General features: G+C 56.9%; 20 protein-coding genes. 1 reads left to right on the forward strand and 19 read right to left on the reverse strand.

Annotated elements, in window-relative coordinates; genetic code table 11:
- Positions 1–12: 12 nt before the first annotated feature.
- From RTN40_RS02840 to flhD, 15 genes are all read right to left on the reverse strand, one after another.
- Positions 13–1,062, reverse strand: a complete 1,050-nt coding sequence (locus RTN40_RS02840; protein WP_312209280.1) for a chemotaxis response regulator protein-glutamate methylesterase — start codon at positions 1,060–1,062, stop codon at positions 13–15.
- Positions 1,059–1,925 (reverse strand): protein-glutamate O-methyltransferase CheR, encoded by an 867-nt coding sequence (gene cheR, locus RTN40_RS02845; protein ID WP_312227105.1) that lies wholly within the window; start codon positions 1,923–1,925, stop codon positions 1,059–1,061. Before cheR ends, RTN40_RS02840 begins: the two co-directional genes overlap by 4 nt.
- Positions 1,926–1,944: 19 nt before the next feature.
- Positions 1,945–3,543 carry a methyl-accepting chemotaxis protein IV gene (gene tap, locus RTN40_RS02850; protein ID WP_312227106.1) on the reverse strand — a complete coding sequence of 533 codons (1,599 nt, stop codon included), beginning with the start codon at positions 3,541–3,543 and terminating at the stop codon, positions 1,945–1,947.
- 42 nt (positions 3,544–3,585) lie between these two features.
- Entirely contained in the window at positions 3,586–5,244 is a 1,659-nt protein-coding gene (tar, locus tag RTN40_RS02855) for a methyl-accepting chemotaxis protein II (protein WP_312227107.1), read from the reverse strand.
- 98 nt (positions 5,245–5,342) lie between these two features.
- Positions 5,343–6,311, reverse strand: coding sequence for a spore coat U domain-containing protein (locus RTN40_RS02860; protein WP_312227108.1), 969 nt, complete (start codon positions 6,309–6,311; stop codon positions 5,343–5,345).
- On the reverse strand, positions 6,311–8,695 hold the full coding sequence (locus tag RTN40_RS02865; protein ID WP_312227109.1) for a fimbria/pilus outer membrane usher protein: 2,385 nt from the start codon (positions 8,693–8,695) through the stop codon (positions 6,311–6,313). The genes RTN40_RS02860 and RTN40_RS02865 overlap by 1 nt, the downstream gene beginning before the upstream one ends.
- On the reverse strand, positions 8,671–9,432 hold the full coding sequence (locus RTN40_RS02870) for a molecular chaperone (protein ID WP_409418498.1): 762 nt from the start codon (positions 9,430–9,432) through the stop codon (positions 8,671–8,673). Before RTN40_RS02870 ends, RTN40_RS02865 begins: the two co-directional genes overlap by 25 nt.
- A gap of 21 nt (positions 9,433–9,453) precedes the next feature.
- Complete coding sequence (locus RTN40_RS02875; protein ID WP_409418499.1) at positions 9,454–9,963, reverse strand: spore coat U domain-containing protein; 510 nt, start codon at positions 9,961–9,963, stop codon at positions 9,454–9,456.
- Positions 9,964–10,018: 55 nt separating this feature from the next.
- Positions 10,019–10,588 carry a spore coat protein U domain-containing protein gene (locus RTN40_RS02880; protein ID WP_312209272.1) on the reverse strand — a complete coding sequence of 190 codons (570 nt, stop codon included), beginning with the start codon at positions 10,586–10,588 and terminating at the stop codon, positions 10,019–10,021.
- 319 nt (positions 10,589–10,907) lie between these two features.
- Positions 10,908–11,411 carry a chemotaxis protein CheW gene (cheW, locus tag RTN40_RS02885; RefSeq protein ID WP_268107556.1) on the reverse strand — a complete coding sequence of 168 codons (504 nt, stop codon included), beginning with the start codon at positions 11,409–11,411 and terminating at the stop codon, positions 10,908–10,910.
- Positions 11,412–11,432: 21 nt separating this feature from the next.
- A complete protein-coding gene (cheA, locus tag RTN40_RS02890; protein ID WP_409418507.1) occupies positions 11,433–13,469 on the reverse strand; it encodes a chemotaxis protein CheA in 2,037 nt (678 codons plus the stop codon).
- A gap of 10 nt (positions 13,470–13,479) precedes the next feature.
- Positions 13,480–14,409 carry a flagellar motor protein MotB gene (motB, locus tag RTN40_RS02895; protein WP_312227111.1) on the reverse strand — a complete coding sequence of 310 codons (930 nt, stop codon included), beginning with the start codon at positions 14,407–14,409 and terminating at the stop codon, positions 13,480–13,482.
- Positions 14,406–15,293 (reverse strand): flagellar motor stator protein MotA, encoded by an 888-nt coding sequence (gene motA / locus RTN40_RS02900; RefSeq protein WP_103819271.1) that lies wholly within the window; start codon positions 15,291–15,293, stop codon positions 14,406–14,408. The genes motB and motA overlap by 4 nt, the downstream gene beginning before the upstream one ends.
- A gap of 126 nt (positions 15,294–15,419) precedes the next feature.
- Positions 15,420–15,998 carry a flagellar transcriptional regulator FlhC gene (gene flhC, locus RTN40_RS02905; RefSeq protein ID WP_312227215.1) on the reverse strand — a complete coding sequence of 193 codons (579 nt, stop codon included), beginning with the start codon at positions 15,996–15,998 and terminating at the stop codon, positions 15,420–15,422.
- A gap of 2 nt (positions 15,999–16,000) precedes the next feature.
- The gene (gene flhD / locus RTN40_RS02910) at positions 16,001–16,354 is read right to left on the reverse strand and encodes a flagellar transcriptional regulator FlhD (RefSeq protein ID WP_312227112.1); all 354 of its coding nucleotides are present in this window, start codon (positions 16,352–16,354) and stop codon (positions 16,001–16,003) included.
- A gap of 793 nt (positions 16,355–17,147) precedes the next feature.
- Between flhD and uspC the strand changes: the two genes are divergently transcribed.
- Complete coding sequence (gene uspC, locus RTN40_RS02915; RefSeq protein WP_312227113.1) at positions 17,148–17,576, forward strand: universal stress protein UspC; 429 nt, start codon at positions 17,148–17,150, stop codon at positions 17,574–17,576.
- Between the two features lie 31 nt (positions 17,577–17,607).
- Here uspC and otsA read toward each other — a convergent pair whose 3' ends face one another.
- The 4 genes from otsA to araG form a co-directional block, all read right to left on the reverse strand.
- Complete coding sequence (otsA, locus tag RTN40_RS02920; RefSeq protein WP_312227114.1) at positions 17,608–19,032, reverse strand: alpha,alpha-trehalose-phosphate synthase; 1,425 nt, start codon at positions 19,030–19,032, stop codon at positions 17,608–17,610.
- Positions 19,007–19,813: a trehalose-phosphatase gene (gene otsB / locus RTN40_RS02925; RefSeq protein ID WP_312227115.1), complete on the reverse strand. Its 807-nt coding sequence runs from the start codon at positions 19,811–19,813 to the stop codon at positions 19,007–19,009. Before otsB ends, otsA begins: the two co-directional genes overlap by 26 nt.
- Before the next feature lie 182 nt (positions 19,814–19,995).
- Positions 19,996–20,976 (reverse strand): L-arabinose ABC transporter permease AraH, encoded by a 981-nt coding sequence (gene araH / locus RTN40_RS02930; RefSeq protein ID WP_312227116.1) that lies wholly within the window; start codon positions 20,974–20,976, stop codon positions 19,996–19,998.
- 14 nt (positions 20,977–20,990) lie between these two features.
- Positions 20,991–22,505 carry an L-arabinose ABC transporter ATP-binding protein AraG gene (gene araG / locus RTN40_RS02935; protein ID WP_312209259.1) on the reverse strand — a complete coding sequence of 505 codons (1,515 nt, stop codon included), beginning with the start codon at positions 22,503–22,505 and terminating at the stop codon, positions 20,991–20,993.
- Positions 22,506–22,514 lie beyond the last annotated feature (9 nt).

A 22,514-nucleotide genomic window follows, 5' to 3' on the forward strand; every position in this document is an offset into this window, starting at 1 on the left:
CTACACTCCTCATTAAATACGTATTGCCTGTCCGGCACTGATTTTCGCCAGCATCTGCTGGCTTACCTGACTAAGATCGACCACTTCGCTCACGCCACCCATATTGATAGCTTCGCGCGGCATGCCGAACACCACACAACTTGCTTCATTTTGCGCAATCGTCCAGGCACCCGCCTGGTGCATTGCTAACATGCCGGCCGCGCCATCGTTACCCATGCCGGTGAGGATCACCCCCACGGCGTTGCGCCCCGCATGTTTTGCGACCGAATGAAACAGTACATCTACCGCCGGACGATGCCGGTTAACCGGCGGTCCGTCGTGAATTTTGATCTGATAGTTTGCCCCGCTGCGCGCCAGCTCCATGTGCTTATCGCCAGGGGCGATATAGGCATGCCCCGGCAGCACGCGCTCGCCGTCCTCAGCCTCTTTTACGCTGATCTGGCAGAGCTTGTTTAACCGCTCGGCAAAGGAGCGGGTAAAGCCCGGCGGCATATGCTGGGTGATAAGAATACCCGGACTGGAGAGCGGCAATGGCTGGAGTACATGACGAATTGCCTCTGTTCCGCCGGTGGAAGCGCCGATCGCCAGCAGCTTTTCCGAACTCAATAGCGGCCCGGCTTTCAGGGTCGCCGGGGCAGAGACCGGATTATGCGCCGCCAGTCTGGCTCGCGATGCGGTACGCACCTTCTCGGCAATCATTTCGCTGTAGGCAAGCATTCCCTCACGGATCCCCAGTTGCGGCTTGGTGACAAAGTCAATCGCCCCCAGCTCCAGCGCGCGCAAGGTAACCTCAGAGCCTTTTCCGGTCAGGGAGGAGACCATCACCACCGGCATCGGCCGCAGGCGCATCAGCTTCTCAAGGAAGTCGAGGCCGTCCATGCGCGGCATTTCGACATCCAGCGTCAGGACATCCGGATTGTATTTTTTGATCAAATCCCGCGCGACCAGCGGATCCGGCGCGGTAGCCACCATCTCCATATCACTGTGGCTGTTGATAATCTCCGTCATGATCTGGCGCATCAGCGCTGAATCATCAACAGACAGTACCCTGATTTTACTCATGCTTTATCCTTACTCAGCGCATAAACGGTCTGCCCACGCAGGGTAAACTCGCGCACAAGGTTGCTGAAATTCTCCGAATGCCCGGCGAACAGCAGTCCGTCAGGCTTAAGCATTGGGGCAAAGCGACGCAAAATGTCCTGCTGCGTCGTTTTATCAAAATAGATCATGACGTTACGACAGAAGATGGCATCGAACGGTCCCGGCACCTGGTACTGCTTATCCAGCAGGTTGAGCGACTGGAAGTCCACGAAGTTCGCCAGCTCCTGACGTACCCGCACCAGCCCGGCATGAGGCCCGGTACCGCGCATAAAGTAGCGCTGCAGCTGCTGGGGGGAGAGCGTTTTCAGCTCATCCAGGCGGTAGATGCCGCTGCGGGCTTTCTCCAGCACCTCGGTGTCGATATCGCTGGCGATCACCTTCCAGCGCCCCGGCACCAGGCCCAGCGCATCCGCCAGAGTAATGGCGAGCGAGTAAGGCTCTTCACCGGTGGACGCGGCGGCGCTCCAGACCCGGTACTCACCGCTGTGCTTACGGGCGTGATCGGCCAGCACCGGGAAGTGATGGGCTTCACGGAAGAAGGCGGTCAGGTTAGTGGTCAGCGAGTTAATAAACGCCTGCCACTCAGCGCTGCTCTGGTTCGCCTCCAGCATGCTCAGGTAGCGACCAAAATCATCTAGCCCCAGCGTGCGCAGGCGGCGAACCAGCCTGTTGTAGACCATGTCTCGCTTATGGTCAGCCAGCACGATCCCCGCACGCTGGTAAATCAATTGACATATCCGACGGAAATGCGCGTCGGACAGCGCAAGGCGCTGAGGGAACTGCATAGTTAATGACGTTTGCCCGTTGGGCAGTGGTGATGTCATAGCGCCTTCTCAATTACTTTCAGGATAATGCCGGCACGGCCCTGGGGGGTGCCACTTCGGGTTGACCGATTTGCTCATCTAACGTAAATACCGCAACCTGGGACGTGAGACGGTCCGCCTGGTGCGCTAACTGTTCGGTTGCCGCAGCGGCCTCCTCGACGAGAGAGGCGTTCTGCTGCGTAACCTGATCCATCTGGCTGACCGCCAGCGCGACCTGCTCAATACCCCGGCGCTGTTCATCAGAGGCGGACGCAATTTCGCCCATAATGTCATTGACCTGGGTTACGGAACGGACGATGTCCGTCATGGTTTGCGCTGCCGTATCAACCAGCTCAGAGCCTTGCTGCACGCGGGCAACCGAATCTTCAATTAATCCTTTGATCTCTTTCGCCGCCTGCGCGCTGCGGCTGGCAAGATTGCGCACCTCACCGGCTACTACCGCAAAGCCGCGCCCCTGCTCGCCAGCCCGGGCAGCCTCAACGGCGGCGTTCAGCGCCAGGATATTGGTCTGGAAGGCAATGCCGTCGATCACGCTAATGATGTCGCCAATCTTTTGCGAGCTGGTGGCAATCTCATGCATGGTGTCAGCCACCCGCGAAGTCTGCTCCCCGCCTTTTCTTGCCGTCTCTGCCGCACCGTGAGAGAGCACCGATGCCTGACGGGCGTTGTCGGCGTTTTGGCCTACCGTCGCGGTGAGCTGCTCCATGCTGGCGGCGGTTTCGGCCAGCGAGGCCGCCTGCTGCTCGGTGCGCGCTGAGAGATCGTTATTGCCCGCCGCAATTTCTGAGATGCCGGTGTGCATCGACACGCTACCTTCGCGCACGTTAGCTACCGTGGTGCGCAGCGCGCTCTGCATCTTTTGCAGGCTGGCAAAGATGGCCGAGATTTCATTGCGGCCATAGACCGCAATAGGCCGCGCCAGGTCGCCTCCGGCAATGCTGTCAAAATGACTGCTGATAATCGCCAGCGGCTGCACAATCATTCTGCGCGACCAGAACAGCCCCGCTGAGATCAGCCCCGCCGCCAGAATTAACACGGTGATAAAGGTGGCCGCCGACATGTGGTAGTTGGTGCGGCTACCTGCAGTCGCGGTCACCACAAAACGATCGATATAGTGCTGCCAGCCGGTAAAGGCCGCCTCAAACGCATCCTGGGACTGCTGCACCGGCGCGGTCATAAAATCGGAGAGCTGGTTATTCGTAAGCCAGGTCGCCTGATGCTCTAAATCGCTCATCCAGGTGCTGTAGGTGGTCTTCGCCTGCTCTTTGAGCTTCTCCCCTTCCGGTGAGATCGCCTCGATTGACTCAAACTCTTTGAGCTGGACGGTGGCAAGCTGCAAATTGCTGCGCGCGGAGTTCATCAGCCCTTTGATATCATCCGGCGGATAGCTTAAGGCGGTCAGCGTGCCGGCCTTGTTCAGAGAGGTGCTGGTCTGCAATAAAACGGCGCGCATCTGGGCCAGCGTGTTGCGCTGGTGGTTGCTCTTTTCAACCTGCTCCAGATGCTGAAAACCATCGCGGAAGGCCCAAAAAGAGAGGCCGTTGCTGCCCACCAGCAACAGACCGCAAACAATCAGTAAGATAAACAGTGTGGTCGAGATACGAATACGATTAAACATCTACGCTCCCATCAGGCGGCTAACGCCGCAATATCAATACGATCAAAAAGTTTCCCAGTTATCATCCTGTCCGGTACTGAGCTGACTACCGGCCGGGGCGGAAACGAACTTCCTCCCCTGCGGGCGGCGCTGCGCCGGGTTTTCAGGGACGGCGGCAAGGCGGAAAGCAGAGACCGCCTGCGTGAGTCGACTGGCCTGTTCTTCTAATGCTGCGGCCGCGGCCGCAGACTCTTCTACCAGCGACGCGTTCTGCTGTGTCACTCTGTCCATCTCCGATACCGCCAGCGCCACCTGGTCGATGCCCTTGCTCTGCTCATCAGAGGCAGAGGCAATCTCGCCCATAATGTCGGTCACACGGGTCACTGCGTTGACGATATCGTTCATGGTCTCCCCGGCGCTCTCCACCAGCACCGAACCGGTATCGACGCGCGAGACGGAATCTTCAATTAATCCTTTGATCTCTTTGGCTGCGTTGGCGCTACGGCTGGCGAGATTACGTACCTCACCCGCAACGACGGCAAAGCCACGCCCCTGCTCGCCCGCACGGGCAGCCTCTACGGCGGCGTTGAGCGCCAGAATATTGGTCTGGAAAGCAATGCTGTCGATCACGCTGGTGATGTCAGCGATTTTTTTCGAGCTGGCGGCGATGTCGTGCATGGTTTTCACCACGCCGTCTACCACCTTGCCCCCACGTCCGGCAGTCTCGGAAGCGCTAAGCGCCAGCTGAGAGGCCTGACGGGCGTTGTCAGCGTTCTGCTTCACGGTGGCGGTGAGCTGCTCCATGCTGGCGGCAGTCTGCTCCAGCGCGGAGGCCTGCTGCTCGGTCCGGGAAGAGAGATCGTTGTTACCGGCGGCAATTTCGCTGGTTCCGCTGTAGATGGCATCCGACCCTTTGCGCACGTTGCTGACGGTATCGATCAGCGAGCGCTGCATATGTTCAACGCTGTCCGCCAGCTCGGTAATTTCGTTTTTACCGTTAATGACCAGCGTCTGAGTGAGGTCGCCGCTGGCAATTTCACGAATGTGACGGATCACATTAGCCAGCGGATTAAGCAGGATATGACGAATGCCGTACCACACCGCAGCCAGCACAATGACCAGCGCCAGGGCGAGGATCGCCATCTGCCACTGGGCGAAACGGTAGTCGTGCGTGCTCTGGGTAAAGGCGTCGTGATACAGCTCGCTGCTAAGCTGGGCGTACTGCCCGAGCGCGTCACCCATTGCATTCTGCATTCCCTGGGTCGGCTGGGCAAAGAAGGCGTCCATATTGCCGCTCTCCAGGAACTGAATCAGCTCCGTAAGCGCGGCGCTGTAGGCCCGGTATTTCTCATCAAGCTGCTGGCTCACCTGTGCCATGGCAGGCACCGGCGGCAACGCTTTGTATGCGTCGTAGTGTTGCGCCGCATCGGCGAGCGAAGCATGGGCGCTCTTCAGCAGGTCGGTTTTGGCGCTGCTCTGCTGATTGGTCGGATCCATCATCATTCGGGCTGACGAACGGCTGAGGTTGATGCGCGTCTGTAACATCAGCTCCCAGGTTTTGGTCAGCTCGGTCTGCTGCTGGCGAAGATCGTTAGCGTCAGCAAAGCTCTGCTGATTCTGTTTCAGCGACGAAAACAGAAGCCCACCTGATACCAGCTGTAGAAGTGCGAAAACCACCAGCACCATCATCAGCATTGTGACAACGCGGATACGGTTCAACATGCAACACCTTATTGATGACTTATTAACGGTGTTATCGGCATGTGTGGTGGGAACTTTACATTTGCGAAAGGGAAATAATCCGCTACGCCCCTGACTGATTAAAAGGCGATATCCACTACCACCGTATCGCTGTAGGTTCCGGCCGGAGGCGTCGCCTGGTTAGTTAATACCCGCGCCGTATAGTTATAGGTACGCACCAGGCCGTTGGCGCTGAGCAGTGACGAGGCGCTGCTGGCCCAGCGCTCGGTGCCGCTGCTGCCCCAGCGCTCGCTGGTGCTGCCTTTATAGATCTCATAGCTCAGCCGATTATTGCCGGAGGCCATTCTGCGCACGTTGCCGCTGGCGTTGCTGCCGTTGTTGATCCCCACGCTGTAGACGCTGCCTTTGGTGCAGGTCACCGCGACACCCTGCGACACGGCGGGGAAGTCTTTGACCAGCGGCGCGCTGCCGAAGTTGACGTTTGGCGCGGTGATGGTGATGCAGTCGTTAGTGATATTAATGGTTGCCGTAACGGCGACGGGCACGGTGCCGGTTTGCCATGACCCGCAGCCGCCAAGCAGGCCCAGCGAGCAGATGTTATAGGTGACGTTGAGATTAAAGGTGGCCTGGTACTGGCCCGCCGCGACGGTCTGCCCGGAGAGGGTGCGAAAATAGATTGGCAGGGCAATACGCCGGGTACTAAGCAGATCGAGCAGCGCGTTTCCGCTCCAGACGTAGCTTCCGCCAATCAGTGCCTCGCTGTTATTATTGCATCCTGCGGCACCGCACAGCCGCACCGGGATGGTATCGGTGCTGGCAGGGTTATCAACCCGGCGCATGATCGCCCGGTTACTGACCGCGGCGCTGGCGCTGGTTAGCCGCATGGTTATTGAGTTACCCGTTAACAGATTGAGCAGAACGGCATCGCACTGAACCGTCAGGTTGCCGCTGATCTCCTGCTCGGTGCTGTTAAGCGCAAACGAGGTGACGGTACCAAAGACGCCGTTGGTCGGCGTCACGGTGCAGGCTGACCACGCCAGCGGGCTGGCTCCCATCAGCAGCAGAAAAAGTAGAATAGCGCGGCGCATCAGCGTCTCTCCTCACAGGTAAGCGGCCCGTAGGTCTGTAATTTATGTTCGGGGTTCGCGCCAATTGTCAGCTGAACGTCGCAGGTGCGGTTATCGGGCGTGGTCACCCGCAGAGCATTCACATCACTAAGATTTTCCAGGAAGGCGATGCCGTCATAGCCCACCGGCGTCGGCGATCGGCCTTCCCGGTAGACCTGGCTGCCCACCGGCAGCGCCTGCCCCTGGCCATCATGCAGGATCACGCTGGCAACCCGCTCCTGCTCCATCGGAAACTCCACCAGATAGCCGCTCTGGCGGCGCAGAGCAATCCGCTTCTCGGTCTCTTTCAGGCGCGTATCGGCCGGCAGGTTAAGAGTGTTGATGCTGTAGCTGGCGGGATAGTAGGCAGAGACGCCGCTAACCAGCAGATACCCTTTGTCGTTAGTCCTGCCTACCGGCTGGTTCTCATAGCTGACCGGCACGTCGGCATTGCCGCCGGTGCTAACGACCACGAAGGCATCGTTGATTTTGTTAGCCGCAAAAACCTGGCCGTCCATCAGCACCAGCGAACCCAGCGCCTCGCCCCACCAGGTCATCATCCCGCGCTCGCCGTAGCCGCCTCCCTGCAATTCAACGCTGTTATTGCGCCAGCCCAGCGTCGCCTGCTGATAGTTGTCCGACTGCGGCTGGCGAGCAAAGGCCATATTCCAGCCGAAACCGCCGTCGGTAGGCATGGCGTGGTTATAGTTGATGCGCTGGCTGGTGCCCGCATCCGGCGTTCTCTCCACGCTGATTGCCGCACTATCCCGTTCGCCTATGGGGATCTGCAGCGACATGGCGAAGGTCCAGTCGTCCCGCTGCTTATCATGGCTGGCCGCCAGGTAGAGGCTGCTGCTGCCCCACAGGTTTCGGCTCCAGGAGAGGTTCAGCAGCTCGGTCTTCTGGTTATCAAAACTGCGTACGCCAATCCACGCCGCACCGACGTTGCCATAGTCGCCCATGTTAAAGGTCAGCGAATACTGATCGGTATTGCGGCTAAGCGTCGCCAGCGGCTGGCGATCGTCGTCGTAAACGATGGTCTGATCGTAAAGAGCCAGGTTGCCAAACCCGCGCTCACGGCGAGTGTGCTGGGTGGCGATGCTGAAGGTGCTGGTGCTGTACTGGTATCCCCAGTTGAGCTGATTGCCGCTGTTGCCGCGCATCCGGCTCTCCGTCCACGACGAGTTAACAACGCCGAACTGGCCCAGCTTTACCACCGCGCCCGCGCCGCCAAGGGCCAGCTCTTCAGCAGCTTCGCCGTGGCCTTCAAAGGTGAAGTAGTCCGTCACCCCATAGCGCAGGGAGCCGCTGCCCGCCGCCGGACCGTAGTTGAAATCGTCAATGCCGTAGTTACGTCGCAGGCTGCCGAGGGTGATTGCCCCATCGGTGATGCCGCTTTTCAGCACATCGCTGGAGACGTAAAACGGCAGCGTGGTGCTAACCTGCCGTCCTAGCGCGTCGGTGGTAACCAGCACCGCATCCCCTGCGCCGTTGATGTAGGGCAGGTTGGTCAGCGTAAAGGGACCGGGCTGGAGCTGGGTGGATCCGGCCCGGTAGCCGTTGATAAAGACGTCTACCGCCGTAGGTACCGCCGCCTCTCCCGTAAAAGCGGGCAGCGGCCAGGTGACCAGATCGGGGCGCAGGGAGAAGTCGCGCCCGTAGCGGATCCCCCCCATCCGCACGCTGCTGCTCCAGCTCAGCGAGTCAGAGATGACGTCCCCCAGCTGCCACTCGGTGGCATTCTCCTCGTTGGTAAACAGTAGCGTCGTGTCGTAGCGGGTATAGCCCTCGTTTTGTCCGGCGGTGCCGGAGAGATACTCCCGCAGCGTACCGGTTGAAGAGAAGACCGCGTTGCTGTCGAAGTAGCGAAACTCATGCCACAGAGAGGCCTGGCTACCGGCATGTTCGGTGCTGCTGGTATAGAAGTCATAGTTTACCAGTGCGCCCCGACCATAGTGCGGCTTCGCACGCGCCCTTTCGCCGTTGAAAGAGGTGGCGCGGTCCGCTACCCACTCCCGGGGAACGAACAGCAGCAGCCGCTGGCGGTTGCTGTCATATTCGGTCCGTACATCAGGCAGGGTCGAGAGATCAACGTCGCCTGCGGGCAGGTGCTCAGCAGGCAGTCCGGCCCGCTGCAGATCAAGGCTGGCGACAATATAGCGTCCCTGCTGCTGGGTGACCGGCACGACCAGATCGGTATCGTAGTGGTTGACCACCAGCGAGAGGTGAAAGACTGCCTGGGCGTTGATCGCCTGCGCATCCGGCGGCGGCGGCAGGGCATCATCCCCCTCCTCTGCCAGCGCATCCGTCACTCCCCCCAGCAGCACCATCAGCGGCAGGATCAGTTTGCGGGAGACGACTGCCATTGCGTATCCCTGGCATTAATCGTCGCCGTCATGGTAGTCGGATTGCTAAGACCTGAGGGGAGCGGCCAGCTACGCGCCCCGCCCGGCAGCACGTATCCCAGCAGGCCATCCGCCATCTGCCGGCGCTGGCTGCCCTGCTGCACGCTAACCTGGCTCAGGCGCACGTGTACATCGCTACGGTTGCGCACCTCCAGCGCCGGTTTGCCCCCCTCGCGGATCACCCGCCAGCTTAAATCGCGGGTGTTAACCAGAGCATGGTTTGCCCCCTCGGTGGTGGTCGCCACACCCTGGCCATAGACAAAGAGCGGAATCGAGTAGCGCATCTGAATTTTCAGGCCAATCTGCGGCGAATTGCCGTTAGCGGGCTGGGGGATCTCATCCACGATGATCCGGTAGCCTTGCTCTATGCCTGCTGGCACCTGAGTCTGCTTGATCAGACGAATAAGCTGCTTGCCACCTTTATCAATGCGCACAATGGGCGGGCTGGCGACGACATCCTGCTGGGCCTGGTAGCGCTCGTGTCCTCCCTCCTGGGTCCAGCGCATAATGCGTACCTGCATGGTGGTTGGCGTATCGCCCTGATTCTGGATCCACAGCTCCGTTGCGTTAGCATCGGCGGCCAGCCAGGGATCGATCGGCCAAAGTAAGATGGTTGCGGCGCCCTGCGCCTGCTGCGTCATGCCCGTCAGCGCCAGCAGGGCTACTGCTATTAGGCTCCGGCCCATAATGGTTTTCATGATCCTTCTCCCTGTATGACCTTACCAGGACAACGTTACGGTCAATTGATCGGTATAATTTCCTGCGGGACTAAACCCCGTGAGCTGCGCCGCGCCAAACAGCGTCAGCGCGATATTATTGCTATCGCTATAGGTGATCGACCAGGCCTGATTCACGCCCACTTCCGTATTAGCCGCCAGCGTACTGCTGCGATAGAGCCGATAAGGCACCCGATCCGTGCCCCCGCTGCGCTGCATATTGCGCACGGTGCCATAGTGCAGACCACCGTTAATGCTCATGCTTAACGCCACACCGGGGGTACAGGCGAGAGAGAGCGCGCTGTTAGGGACAAAACTGGTGGTGACCTGACCGCTTGCCACGCCGCTGCGGGAGCCAAAATCCAGGGTTCCCAACAGGCCATTGCTGCCGCTGGCTACCGAGCACCCTGCCGCAATCGTTGCCCCAACCTGAAACGACTGGGTGCTGACCGTCAGCGCGGCGGCGGTCCCTGCCCATCCCAGCATTCCCAACCCAAAGACGATGCACAGCATGCTTCGGCCTGGCGCCGGGAGAGTGGCGGCTCCCTCAGGTTTCATTGCGCTGGCGTCAGTAGATCACGCTCACGTTAATTGTATCGGTATAGGTACCGGGAACGACGGTCACGCTGTTGCCACCGCCCTGGATGCGGCCAAAGAGGGTGTAGTTATTCACCCCGCCAGCGGTCGAGGCGACGGGCAGCGGCGCGTCATTGGCGATGATGTTACTGAAGCCGCTGTCGCTGTAGAGGCTGTAGGCCACCCCCTGCGTTGCATTAGTGGTGTTAACCAGATAGCGCGCTGGCGTACCCGGTGTGCCGATCACCGTGGCAGGCGCCGTGGTATTGGTGGTGCCGGTGATCTGTACGGTGTAGGTATCGGTGGTGCACTGGATAGCGAAGCTGTTACCACCGTTAGCCCCGGTGAGCTGGGTTGTCAGCTCGGAGAATGTCGCGGGATGGGTACCAAAGTCCAGAGAGCCAAAGTTGATGCCGCTCTGGTTTGGGGAGCCGTTAATCAGGCAGCCGTTGGTTAAGGTCAACGTCGCGTTGATGGTCCCACTGCTGGTTACCGCATGGGCAGAGTGTCCGGCCAGTGCCAGCGCACCGCTTGCCAAAACGAGGAGGATTTTTCTGTTCATGTTGTCGCCTCTGTTAAAAAGCAGGATTAACAGAAATTTAGCTTACGGGGTTGCAAAGAACCACCCTGTAAAGCCCTGCTCAAACCATCGGCGTATTGACATAAAATTGCATTATCTTTCAATGTATTAACATTGTTAACAGCTCGTAACAAAGCGAAACGTGAATGATATATTCATTATCGCGTGATCTACTTCACAATATATTGTCTGCTGTTACATTCGCAGTTTAAGCAAAACTTAAATGTTATTAATGAGTAATAAGGAAGGGGCGTGAAAAGCGGTTAAAAAACGCTCCCGGAGGCGGGAGCGTTGAGGGGTATCAGGCAACGTGAGCCGCTGCGCTGTCCAGCAGGGCCATCTCTTCGCTGTTAAGCAGCTTCTCAATGTTCACCAGGATCAGCATCCGGTCACCCAGCGCGCCGAGGCCGGTGAGATATTCCGTTGACAGGGTCACAGCAAACTCTGGGGCCGGGCGGATCTGATCCGCTGCCAGCGACAGCACGTCAGAGACGCCATCTACCACGATCCCCACCACGCGCTGGCCCAGGTTGAGCACGATCACCACGGTATTATCGTTATACTCCACGTCCTGTTGGCTGAATTTAACCCGCAGATCGACGATGGGTACAATCACACCGCGCAGGTTGGTCACACCTTTAATAAAATCCGGGGTGTTAGCAATACGGGTTACCTGATCGTAACCGCGGATCTCCTGCACTTTCAGGATATCGATGCCATACTCTTCATCGCCTAAAGTGAATACCAGGAACTCCTGACCCGATGGCTCACCAGCCAGTTTCGTTACATTACTCATACCGGTCATATTTTTACCTTTTTAACTAAATCAGGCGGCTGTGTTCGCCACACGTTGCTCACGGTTTAATCCCTGTAACGCCGAAACATCGACGATCAGCGCCACGCTGCCATCGCCAAGGATGGTTGCAGCGGAGATGCCCGGCACCTTGCGGTAGTTGCTCTCGAGGTTCTTCACCACAACCTGGTGCTGACCAATCAACTGATCCACCAGCAGCGCATAGCGACGGCCTGCGCTCTGTAGGATCACCACAATGCCTGTCGTTGCCTCAGTTTTCGCGCCATCGACGTCAAAGACTTTCCACAGCTCAACCAGCGGCAGATACTCGCCGCGCACTTCCAGCACGCGCTCGCCCCCCGCCAGCGGATGCAGATCCTCTTCACGCGGCTGCAGCGACTCCATCACCGCATTCAGCGGCAGGATAAAGACTTCGTCCGCAACTTTCACCGACATACCGTCAAGGATCGCCAGCGTCAGCGGCAGCAGGATCCGGATCGTCGTGCCCGCCCCCTGCTTCGACTGGATCTCAACGTGGCCGCCCATCTCCTGGATGTTACGTTTCACCACGTCCATACCCACGCCGCGGCCGGAGACGTCCGTTACCTGCTCTGCCGTGGAGAAACCCGGGGCAAAAATCAGCATGCCGACCTCTTCGTCGGTCATGTTTTCATTTACCGCCATCCCCTGTGACATCGCCTTCGCCAGGATACGCTCGCGGTTGAGACCTGCGCCGTCGTCGATCACTTCGATGCAGATATTGCCGCCCTGATGCTCCGCAGAGAGGGTCAGGTTACCTACCGGCGATTTTCCGGCAGCGACACGGGTATCCGGCAGCTCAATACCGTGGTCCAGGCTGTTACGCACCAGGTGGGTTAACGGATCGATAATGCGCTCGATCAGGCTCTTATCCAGCTCGGTAGAGCTGCCCAGCAGCGTTAGCTCGATCTGCTTGTTGAGCTTGCTCGCCAGGTCGCGCACCAGGCGCGGGAAGCGGCTGAAGACGTACTCCATCGGCATCATACGGATGGACATCACCGACTCCTGCAGATCGCGGGCATTACGCTGCAGCTGGCCCATGCTGGTGATCAGGTCGCCGTGATTGACCGGATCCAGCTCGTTGGAGCGCTGAGCCAGCATTGACTGAGTGATCACCAGTTCGCCCACAAGGTTGATGAGCTGGTCAACTTTCTCAACGGCAACGCGGATGCTGGTAGACTCGCTTGCGCGGGCTGGCTTTTCTGCACGCTCCTGACGGGCAGCAGGCTGCTCACGCGGCGCGCTTTGTGCAACCGGAGCCGCAGCTACCGGCTGGGCCACCGCAGCCGGAGCGGCTGGTGCTGCCTCGCTGGCCGAAGCTGGCGCGGGTACATCGGCAAAGCTAATCTGATCCGGCTCGATGACGAAGCAGAGCACGGCAACCAGGTCGTCTTCGCCCACGCCGCCTTCCAGCGTCGCGCTCAGCGAATCCGCGCCTTTTACCACGTCGCTGAGCGTCGCCAGGTTTTTCAGCTCATCTTCCAGCAGGTTGACTTCGCTCTCTTTCAGACGAGACAGGACAATGCGCAGTTTGCCATCATTGGCTGTCGCTGGTGCGGCGACGGGTGCAGCATCAGCGACGGCCTGGGCATTATCTACAACGGTCAGCTTTGCCCCACCGGTCGCAGCGGCAGGCACTTCGCCTTTCGCTTCCAGCGCCAGCTGTCGCAGCGCATTGCAGATATATTCAAAGCTGGCGGCATCCGGCTCTTGCGAGCTTTTATAGGCGTCGAGCTGTTCCTGCATAATATCTTTGGTTTCCAAAAACAGGTTGATAATATCGGTGTTGAGTTGCATCTCTCCGCGCCGGGCCTCATCCAGCAGGTTTTCCATCAGGTGCGTGGTCTCCTGCAAAATGGTGAAGCCAAACGTGCCAGCACCGCCTTTTATGGAGTGGGCTGCACGAAAGATGGCGTTGAGCTGCTCTGAATCCGGCGCTTCCGGCACCAGATCCAGCAGGTGTTGCTCCATGTCGGCCAACAGCTCGTCAGCTTCATCAAAAAATGTCTGATAAAAATCGCTAATATCCATGCTCACGCTATCACCTCGGATCGGGTTGTGGCGATGTGGGAACGGTCGCCTGGGGCTGCGCCCCCGGCTGTTGTAATACACTTACCGGCTCGTTTTGGCTTTCGGCGTTTTCGTGCAGAATTGCCTGTTCTGCTTGTTTATTCAGCACTAAGAGACTAATGCGGCGGTTAATGGCGTCATTCGCCCCTTTGTCGTTCAGGCGCATGGTGGCAGCCATGCCGACCACACGCAGCACTTTGCCGTCGTCCAGCCCGCCCGCGACCAGCTCTCGCCGTGAGGCGTTAGCACGATCGGCAGAAAGCTCCCAGTTACTGTAGCCACGCTCGCCGTTGGCGTACGGGAAGTCATCGGTATGGCCCGAAAGGCTAATACGGTTGGGAATGTTGTTCAGCACCGGCGCAATAGCGCGCAAAATATCGCGCATATAGGGTTCAACCTCGGCGCTGCCGGTTTTAAACATCGGCCGGTTCTGGCTGTCGATAATCTGGATGCGTAGCCCCTCCTGAACCAGATCGATCTTCAGGTGCGGACGCAGGGCGCGCAGCTTCGGATCGGCCTCGATCAGCTGGTCGAGGTCGCCGCGCAGCTTGCTCAGGCGAGACTGCTCCATCTTCTGGCGCAGCTCCTCCACGTTGGGCTGGCGCTGCACCTCCCCTTTCTGCTGGGTGACGTCATCGCCGCCGCCCGGAATTGGGCTGTCGCTGTTGGAGATACGCGGACCGCCTGCGATAGAGGTTGCCAGCGGGGTGCGGAAATACTCCGCAATCTGGATCAGCTCTTTCGGACTGGAGATAGAGATCAGCCACATCACGAGGAAGAACGCCATCATTGCCGTCATAAAGTCGGCGTAGGCAATCTTCCAGGATCCGTGCGAGCCGCCCCCGTGCCCCTTATGCTTGCGCCGTTTTACAACGACAATAGGATGGGCCTGGTTTTTCATGCGTCCTCAGTCGTGGTCTGCTGGTTTGGATTACGTACCGCGCGGACATGCTCATCCAACTCCATAAAGGATGGACGCTCGCTGGAGTAGAGCGTTTTACGGCCAAACTCAACGGCAATCGGAGGCGCGTAGCCGTTCAGGTTGGAGAGCAGCGTGATCTTGACGCACTGCATCATCTTGGTGGTTTCCGCACTCTTCTGGCGCAGTACGGTAGCCAGCGGCGAGATAAAGCCGTAGGCCAGCAGAATACCGAGGAAGGTTCCTACCATCGCGTGGGCGATCAGCGCCCCCAGCTCAGCCGCTGGGCGATCCGCCGAGGCCAGGGCATGAACCACCCCCATAACCGCCGCCACGATACCAAACGCTGGCAGCGAGTCGCCCACCATGGCCAGGCTATTCGCGGGTACTTCGGCTTCGCTTTCGTGGGTCTCGATCTCTTCGTCCATCAACGCTTCAATTTCAAAGGTGTTCATGTTGCCGCTGATGATCAGACGCAGATAGTCGACGATAAACTCGAGCATCACCGGATCGGCAAGGATCCGCGGATAGTTAGCAAAAATTTCGCTCTCTTTTGGATTTTCAATATCGCGCTCAAGGGAGAACATCCCCTGCTGGCGCGACTTGGCCATCAGGCGATAGAGCAGCGCCAGAAGATCCATATAGACAGCTTTTGTGTATTTGGAGCGACGAAACAGCAAGGGGAGCGCCTTAAGCGTTCCTTTAATGGCTTTGCCGTTATTACCCACAATAAACGCACCCACGCCCGCGCCGCCGATAATAATCAGCTCAGCCGGTTGATAAAGTGCCCCAAGGTGTCCGCCGGTCATCATGTAACCGCCAAAGACTGTACCGAGAACAACAAGGTAACCTAATAAGATCAGCACGACATCATCCTTCCGCTGTTGACTAAGGCAAGGAAAAACAGTTTTGGGGCGAAAAACCCGACGGGGAGGCAAAAAAAAGCAGCGGTAATTGCTTACCGCTGCTGGAGTGTTACCCACGCCGTTAAGTTAAACAGCCTGTTTGATCTGTTCATCCAGCAGTTGTGGAATAATATCGGCAGCTTCCAGGGAAAGTTTACGTCTTTTTACGGCCCTGGACGGCGGCTGGCATAAACTGCAGGCAAAACTGCCAGCAGGCTGGTGAGCATGGGTAATAAAATTGCCGCCGCAGCAGTTACAGCTTGAAAGTTCCAGCATGCCGCTCTCGACGAAACGCACTAACGTCCAGGCACGGGTCAGGGCTAACAGCGGTCCCTCTTCCGGCTGCGGACACTGTTCCAGATAGAGTCGATACGCTTTAATTACTGCATCAACACCGCTGCAGAGTCCTGTTTTCAGTAAAAACTGCCAGGCGTTGCAGAACATTGAGGCATGAATATTCTGTTCCCACGTCATAAACCAGTCGGTTGAAAAAGGGAGCATCCCTTTCGGCGGCGGGCTACCACGAAGTTCTTTATAGAGTTTGATGAGGCGGCCACGGCTGAGCTGCGTTTCACTTTCCAACATTTGCAAACGCGCGCCCAGCGTAATCAGCTCCATAGCGAGTTGAATATCACGCGCTTCCTGGACAATGCTCTTCTCGGTCATCATTAAGCCCTTTTTTTCCGGGACGGCGCGTCAGCACCCTGATTGCTCTCATTAAGCAGGCGCGTCGAGAGCAAAATACCGGTATGAATCTGCTGCAGGTCATCCACGCGGGACTCCTGAGTCAGACGGGTGATAGTCTGATGATTATCAAAACGGAACTGGCAGATCAGCTGATTGGTTTCAGCTAATTTTACCATCTGCGGCAGCGTTAATTCACCCATGGTTGAGGCCATCTCTTCGCTAATGCCCAGGCGGAACATGGCGGAGGCTTTGTCCTGACTAATTAAACGCTGTGCCAGCAGTAAATATGACAAGTTGATGTCATAAATATGTTTCAGCAACTCGGATGTATGCATTTTTCCCATCCAGAATAACCAACTAGTATCTTATGCGGCCAGGCCGCACCCCGTGATGTCGCCGGGAAAAAAACCCGGTATTAAAAAAGATAAGGCGAAATGCATCGTTTGAATTTTGTTGTTTAACGTGACGGCGATCGCATTGCTGTGCCACCTCTCTCCGTTACGCTTTCAATCAATTCTTACAATTAACTAAGATTTTTCTTAAAGCGACGCAACTGTACTCGTGACCCGTAGGACATACAATTGGCTGCTGGGAGAAATTTAAAAATAATGTGATCTACGTCACATAATTTACGTGAATATTATAAATAAATCCATACTTTCGACTTAGTGATTGTTCGTTTTTTGTACTATTGTGCCTCTTTTCTATTCCTTTTCGACGAATAGTCATGCAGTTTTATGTGTTAACTGATAACCAGTCATCAGACCTCTGACTTTATGCTCGCGTGAGGGATATAATCGCCATAGCAAAATCAGGGTCATAAAAAAATTTATATATTTATCAATACATTGAAGCCTGGCTAAACTTACCTTGTAAACGTGTAAAATGATTGCAAATTTGTTAACAGCTTACGAAATGCAGTATCTGAAGCACCATAATCTTTGTGAAATTTACGTTAAGTGTTTAAATTTGATTAACATATCAGAGAAAGGCACGATTCCACGCGATGGAATAATTAATGAATATTTATGATAATGTTCACAGCTCAGTCACATTTTTCTGGTTGCAAATTTTGTAAAAACAAGGTAAAGATACGTCAAGGGTTCATGCTCAGTGAAGGAGTGAGATATGAGCTATTCCCACCTGCTGGTTGCGGTTGCCGTTAACCCAGAAAGCCATCTGCTGCTCAAAAAAGCGGTCTCTATTGCCCGCCCATCCTATGCACGTATTAGCCTGCTTACCTTAGCTAACGATCCCGAGATGTATAATCAGTTTGCCGCGCCAATGATGGAGAATTTGCGCGACCTGATGCAGGAGGAGACCCAGCAATTTTTACAGGCGTTAATTGCACAGGCGGATTATCCCATTACGCAAACAATAATTGCCTCGGGTGAGCTGAGTGAAAATATCCTGCATTTTTGCGAACGTGAAGGCGTCGATCTGGTTATTTACGGTAACCATAATCAGCATTTTTTTTCGCGGGCGGCCTGTTCGGCTAAAAGCGTGGTGGGGTCGAGTAAAGTGGACGTGCTGCTGGTCTCGCTTAACGAGAAATAGCGCCCCCGCTACAGCGGGAGCGCCAAAATTATTAAGCCAGTTTAGGGAAAGTCGCCACGTTGTCTTGCAGACGACTCTCTGCACTACGGGGCGCTATGCGCTTTAAATCGGCAATAAACCTCTCCTGCCAGCGGTGAATATCATTTTTCCTGATCACATCCATCATGTCGGCATGGCGGGAGATACGTTCCGCCAGCGGCATGGTTAAGGCCCGGTTCATAGCGTTAGCCACATCGTCACGATCGTATGGGTTTACGATCAGCGCCGAGGTTAACTCGTTGGCCGCACCGGCAAACTTAGAGAGCACCAGTACGCCAGGGTTAGCCGGATCCTGCGCCGCGACATACTCTTTGGCAACGAGATTCATCCCGTCACGCAGCGGCGTCACCAGGCCGACATCGGCGTAGCGGAAGACCTTCATCAGCAGCTTGCGATCGAAGTGCTGGTTAAGGTAGTAAAGTGGCGTCCAGCCTAGCTGGCCATATTTACCATTAATACGTCCAGCTTCAGTCTCCAGCTGATGACGAATATCCTGGTAGGCCTGAACCTCGCCGCGTGAGGTAGGTGCAATCTGCGTATAGCGGATTTTACCGTGGTGCTGCGGGAACTTCTCCAGCAGAGTTTCATAGGCATGGAAACGTTCCGGCAGGCCCTTAGAGTAGTCCAGCCGCTCGACGGAGAAGATGTTTTTCACATTTTTCAGCTCGGATTTGAGCTGTGCCAGCTTGGGCGGCAGCGGGCCAGACGCCTGCTGAGCAATCTCTTCCGGCTCAATCCCGATAGGATAGACTTCGGTGCGGAAGGTTTTGCCCCATGCGGTGTGGGTTTTATCGCCCCGGGCGGTCAGCCGCGTCTGGCTGGAGAGGCTATCCAGGAACGACACCCGGTCGCTCTCGGTCTGGAATCCCAGCAGATCGTAGTCGCACAGCTGCTCCAGCAGCTCGGCATGCGGCGGCAGCGCGTTGAAAATCTCCGGGGTTGGGAATGGAATATGCAGGAAAAAGCCAATCTGGTTGTTTACACCACGCTGGCGTAGCTCGTTGGCAAACGGCAGAAGGTGGTAATCGTGGATCCAGAGAATATCGTCTTCTTCAAGCAGCGGCACCAGCTTGTCCGCCAGCAGTGCGTTCACGCGCTGATAGCCCTCCCAAGCCTCGCGCTGGAACTTCACTAAATCAAGACGGTAGTGGAAAGCCGGCCACAGCACGGCATTAGAAAACTGGCTGTAGTACTCATCATAATCCTGCTCGCTGAGGTTAAACGAGGCCCAGGTAATGTTGCCGCGGGTCACTTTCTTTAGCGGCTTATCTTCATTACCAATTTCACCACTCCAGCCAAACCAGAGTCCGCCGGTTCCTTTCAGTGCACCCATAATGCCGACGGCCAGCCCACCGGCGCTCGATTTCTTATCATCCGGCGGTGCGATACGATTAGATACTACGACTAAGCGACTCATAGCCATCTCTCCTGTTAGTTAGCGCCATCTCTTCTTGTTGTTGGTGGTCAATGATATTTGCAAGCCATTGATGAACGTCCGCTACGCTCTCCAGCCGGTATTGCGCCTGCGTCGCGCCAATACCCACCTTTACGGATACGCCATCAAGGCGATTCACAACCTTGAAGCCTGCCTCGTCAGTGAGGTCGTCTCCCAGGAAAACAGGTTTGCGCCCACAAAAAGGCGGTTCCTGCATGAATGCGTCAACTGCTGCTCCTTTATTGATACCACGCGGTTTCAGCTCTACCACGCATTTACCGGGCTGCAGGGCTAAATTCGGATATTTCTCCTCCATTTCCTTTGCCAGAGTAAAAATAGCCTCTTCATGATGAACGGCCTGGCGATAGTGCAGCGCAAACGCCATCCCCTTCGCCTCCAGTTCAGTCCCCTCCAGACGATCGAGGGCCGCAATCAGCTCCAGCTCCATCTGTTTAACCTGATCGGCTGGCAAGGCGATCTCATGGGTTTTCCCCTGATAGTCACGCCGCTGGGCACCGTGCACCCCGGCAAGGGGAAAATGCAGCGGTGAAGCGATGGCATCCAGCTCTTTCATAGAACGGCCCGATACCAGCGCCACTGCGCCCTGATTCATTTCGGCCAGACGTTTGAGCAGGGTTATGACCCCGGCGGGAATAAAGACCTGATCGGGACGAGGTTTGATTTCGGCGAGGGTTCCGTCGAGGTCAAAGAAGTAAGCATAGTTTGCGGAAAGTACAGGCGGTACAGCTAACTGGTCAGCCACCCTGGTATCCTCCTTTCTGGTTTCGATGCCGCGTTCACGACCATCTCTCGTTATCATTAGCCATGTAAGTATAGACAGTGTCACGCTCCTCGCCATCTTAAAGCAAAGAAACCAGCCGCAATTGCGGCTGGTCGAGAGGTAAAAACGATTAAAAAAGAGGCGCTTTGGCACGTCGCTAGCGATCAGACGGTACGTTTGGCCTTCTGTTTGTAGCGGTCAAAGATGACTGCCGCCAGCAGGATCAGACCGCGTACAACGTACTGCGAGAAAGGAGAGATATTCAGCAGGTTCATGGCATTCTCGACGGTACCGAGAATGAGGATCCCCGCCACCACGTAAGAGATTTTACCAATCCCGCCCTTCAGGGAGACCCCGCCGAGCACGCAGGCGGAGATGACGATCAGCTCATAGCCAATGGAGGTCATTGGCTGGCCGCTGGTCATACGCGACGCCAGAATGATCCCGGCCGCAGCCGATACCAGTCCGGAGAGCACAAAGATAATGATCTTTGTGCGCACTACCGGTACACCCGCCAGGCGAGCCGCCTCCTCGTTACCGCCAATCGCCAACGTATTGCGGCCAAAGGTGGTTCTGTTAAGTAAAAAACCAAACACGATCAGGCAGGCCACGGTCAGCCAGATGGGCGCAGGCAGGCCAAACCAGTTGGTGTAGCCGAGGGTAAAGAAGCGCTCGTCTTCAATACCTACTGCTTTACCATCGGAGATGATATAGGCCAGACCGCGTACGATCTGCATCGTCGCAAGGGTAGTGATCAGGGCATTGATCTTCAGCTTTGCAATGACGAAGCCGTTAACCAGGCCGCTCAATACGCCGAGCATCAGGCCTGCAAAGACGCCGATCCACAGACTCTCGGTCATGTTGATCACCACCGCAGCAGTGACGCCCGCACAGGCAATGACCGAGGCCACCGAGAGGTCAAAATCGCCGGAGGCCAGGCAGAAGAGCATACCGCAGGCCACCATGCCCGACATCGAGATGGCGAGTCCCAGCCCCTTCATATTGACGAAGCTGGCAAAGTTAGGCACAAACAGGGCGCAGCCGATAAACAGTACGGCGAAGACCACCAGCATGCCGTAGTGATCCCAGATGCGTCCCAAACTGAACGGCGACTTTCCTGCGCCAGAGCTTGTTACTGATGACATGATACTCTCCTCACTCAGGCGACGGCCTGGCTCACTTTAGGCATGGCAAGGCTAAGTGCCTGTTTCTCGTCTGCTTCGCCGTGCAGTAGCTCACCGGCGATCTCCCCTTCCCGCATCACCAGAATGCGATCGGCGACGCCGAGCACTTCCGGCAGGTCGCTGGAGGCAAACAGTACCGCTACGCCACGAGAGGCCAGGGCGTAGATAACGTTGTAGATCTCATGCTTCGCACCCACGTCGATGCCGCGCGTTGGCTCATCAAGCAAAATCACCTTCATCTCCTCTGACAGCCAGCGGCCAAGAATGGCCTTTTGCTGGTTGCCGCCGGAGAGATTCATAATCAGCTGCTCAGCGCCGGGCGTTTTGATATTGAGAGAGCGAATATGATGGTCGGCGTTTTCCACCTCCCAGCCGTCGTTGATCAGGCATCCGGCGCGAACCGACTTGCGTCGGGCGCTGATGTTGATGTTGTCACGCACGGAGTGGACGGGAATGATGCCTTCGGCCTTGCGATCCTCGGGACAGAGCATCATCCCGGCGCGAATGGCGTGGGCTGGCTTTTGAATATCCAGCGGCTTGCCGTCAATGATCAGCTGGCCCGCCGTAATGCGCGTGCCGCCGAACAGCCCTTTCATTAGCTCGCTGCGCCCGGCCCCTACCAGCCCGAACAGGCCGACAATCTCACCACGTCTCACCGAAAAGCTAACGGGATGACGTACGCCGGGCGCTTTCACCGACTCGAGGCGCAGCATCTCTGCACCATACTCCCGTGGCTGCCAGCCATAGATGTCCCCGAGATCGCGACCAACCATCGCCTGCACCAGCGAGTCATGGTTAACCTGCTGCATGTCATCAAAGGTGCGCACGTAGCGCCCATCCTTAAAGACGGTAATGGCATCGCTGAGGGCAAAAATCTCCTCCATGCGGTGGGAAACGTAGAGGATCACCCGTCCCTCGTTACGCAGCTCGCGGATCACCCGAAACAGGTTGTCGATCTCCCGCGCCGAGAGCGAACTGGTAGGTTCATCGAAGGCGATCACTTTTGCATTGCGCGCCAGCGCCTTGGCAATCTCAACCATCTGCCACTGGCCAATGGAGAGATACTTCAACGGCGTCTGCGGATCGATATCCAGCCCAAGATGCTCCAGCTGGAGACGGGCCTCATAATTAAGCAGCGAGCGATTCACCAGCCCGCCCTTCTGGGGCAGCTGGCCGAGATAGATATTCTCCGCGACGGTCATCTCCGGAACCAGATGCAGCTCCTGGTAGATGATTGCCACCCCGGCATTCAGCGCGGCGGTGGTGTCAGCAAAGCTGACCTCCTGGCCCTGCAGCACCAGCGTTCCGCCAGTGGGCGCGTAGTTACCGCTCAGGATCTTTAACAGCGTGGATTTACCCGCGCCGTTCTCCCCCATCAGGGCGTGCACCTGGCCGGCATAGCAGTCGAAGCTGATGTCGCTCAGGGCCTTTACGCCGGGGAAGGTTTTGCTAATACCACGGAAAGAGAGATATGGAGTTGACTGTTGCATAACGTCTCC

The organism is Pseudescherichia sp. (genome assembly GCF_031987975.1).
Classification (GTDB): domain Bacteria; phylum Pseudomonadota; class Gammaproteobacteria; order Enterobacterales; family Enterobacteriaceae; genus Pseudescherichia.

What these genes read in the sequence shown, in the direction of transcription:
- araG (WP_312209259.1), bottom strand. Translation starts at nt 22,505, where the DNA reads ATGCAACAGTCAACTCCATATCTCTCTTTCCGTGGTATTAGCAAAACC.
- tap (WP_312227106.1), bottom strand. Translation starts at nt 3,543, where the DNA reads ATGTTTAATCGTATTCGTATCTCGACCACACTGTTTATCTTACTGATT.
- RTN40_RS02840 (WP_312209280.1), bottom strand. Translation starts at nt 1,062, where the DNA reads ATGAGTAAAATCAGGGTACTGTCTGTTGATGATTCAGCGCTGATGCGC.
- motB (WP_312227111.1), bottom strand. Translation starts at nt 14,409, where the DNA reads ATGAAAAACCAGGCCCATCCTATTGTCGTTGTAAAACGGCGCAAGCAT.
- cheA (WP_409418507.1), bottom strand. Translation starts at nt 13,469, where the DNA reads ATGGATATTAGCGATTTTTATCAGACATTTTTTGATGAAGCTGACGAG.
- cheW (WP_268107556.1), bottom strand. Translation starts at nt 11,411, where the DNA reads ATGACCGGTATGAGTAATGTAACGAAACTGGCTGGTGAGCCATCGGGT.
- RTN40_RS02860 (WP_312227108.1), bottom strand. Translation starts at nt 6,311, where the DNA reads ATGCGCCGCGCTATTCTACTTTTTCTGCTGCTGATGGGAGCCAGCCCG.
- araH (WP_312227116.1), bottom strand. Translation starts at nt 20,976, where the DNA reads ATGTCATCAGTAACAAGCTCTGGCGCAGGAAAGTCGCCGTTCAGTTTG.
- RTN40_RS02870 (WP_409418498.1), bottom strand. Translation starts at nt 9,432, where the DNA reads ATGAAAACCATTATGGGCCGGAGCCTAATAGCAGTAGCCCTGCTGGCG.
- flhC (WP_312227215.1), bottom strand. Translation starts at nt 15,998, where the DNA reads ATGACCGAGAAGAGCATTGTCCAGGAAGCGCGTGATATTCAACTCGCT.
- tar (WP_312227107.1), bottom strand. Translation starts at nt 5,244, where the DNA reads ATGTTGAACCGTATCCGCGTTGTCACAATGCTGATGATGGTGCTGGTG.
- RTN40_RS02865 (WP_312227109.1), bottom strand. Translation starts at nt 8,695, where the DNA reads ATGGCAGTCGTCTCCCGCAAACTGATCCTGCCGCTGATGGTGCTGCTG.
- RTN40_RS02875 (WP_409418499.1), bottom strand. Translation starts at nt 9,963, where the DNA reads ATGCTGTGCATCGTCTTTGGGTTGGGAATGCTGGGATGGGCAGGGACC.
- RTN40_RS02880 (WP_312209272.1), bottom strand. Translation starts at nt 10,588, where the DNA reads ATGAACAGAAAAATCCTCCTCGTTTTGGCAAGCGGTGCGCTGGCACTG.
- flhD (WP_312227112.1), bottom strand. Translation starts at nt 16,354, where the DNA reads ATGCATACATCCGAGTTGCTGAAACATATTTATGACATCAACTTGTCA.
- cheR (WP_312227105.1), bottom strand. Translation starts at nt 1,925, where the DNA reads ATGACATCACCACTGCCCAACGGGCAAACGTCATTAACTATGCAGTTC.
- otsA (WP_312227114.1), bottom strand. Translation starts at nt 19,032, where the DNA reads ATGAGTCGCTTAGTCGTAGTATCTAATCGTATCGCACCGCCGGATGAT.
- uspC (WP_312227113.1), top strand. Translation starts at nt 17,148, where the DNA reads ATGAGCTATTCCCACCTGCTGGTTGCGGTTGCCGTTAACCCAGAAAGC.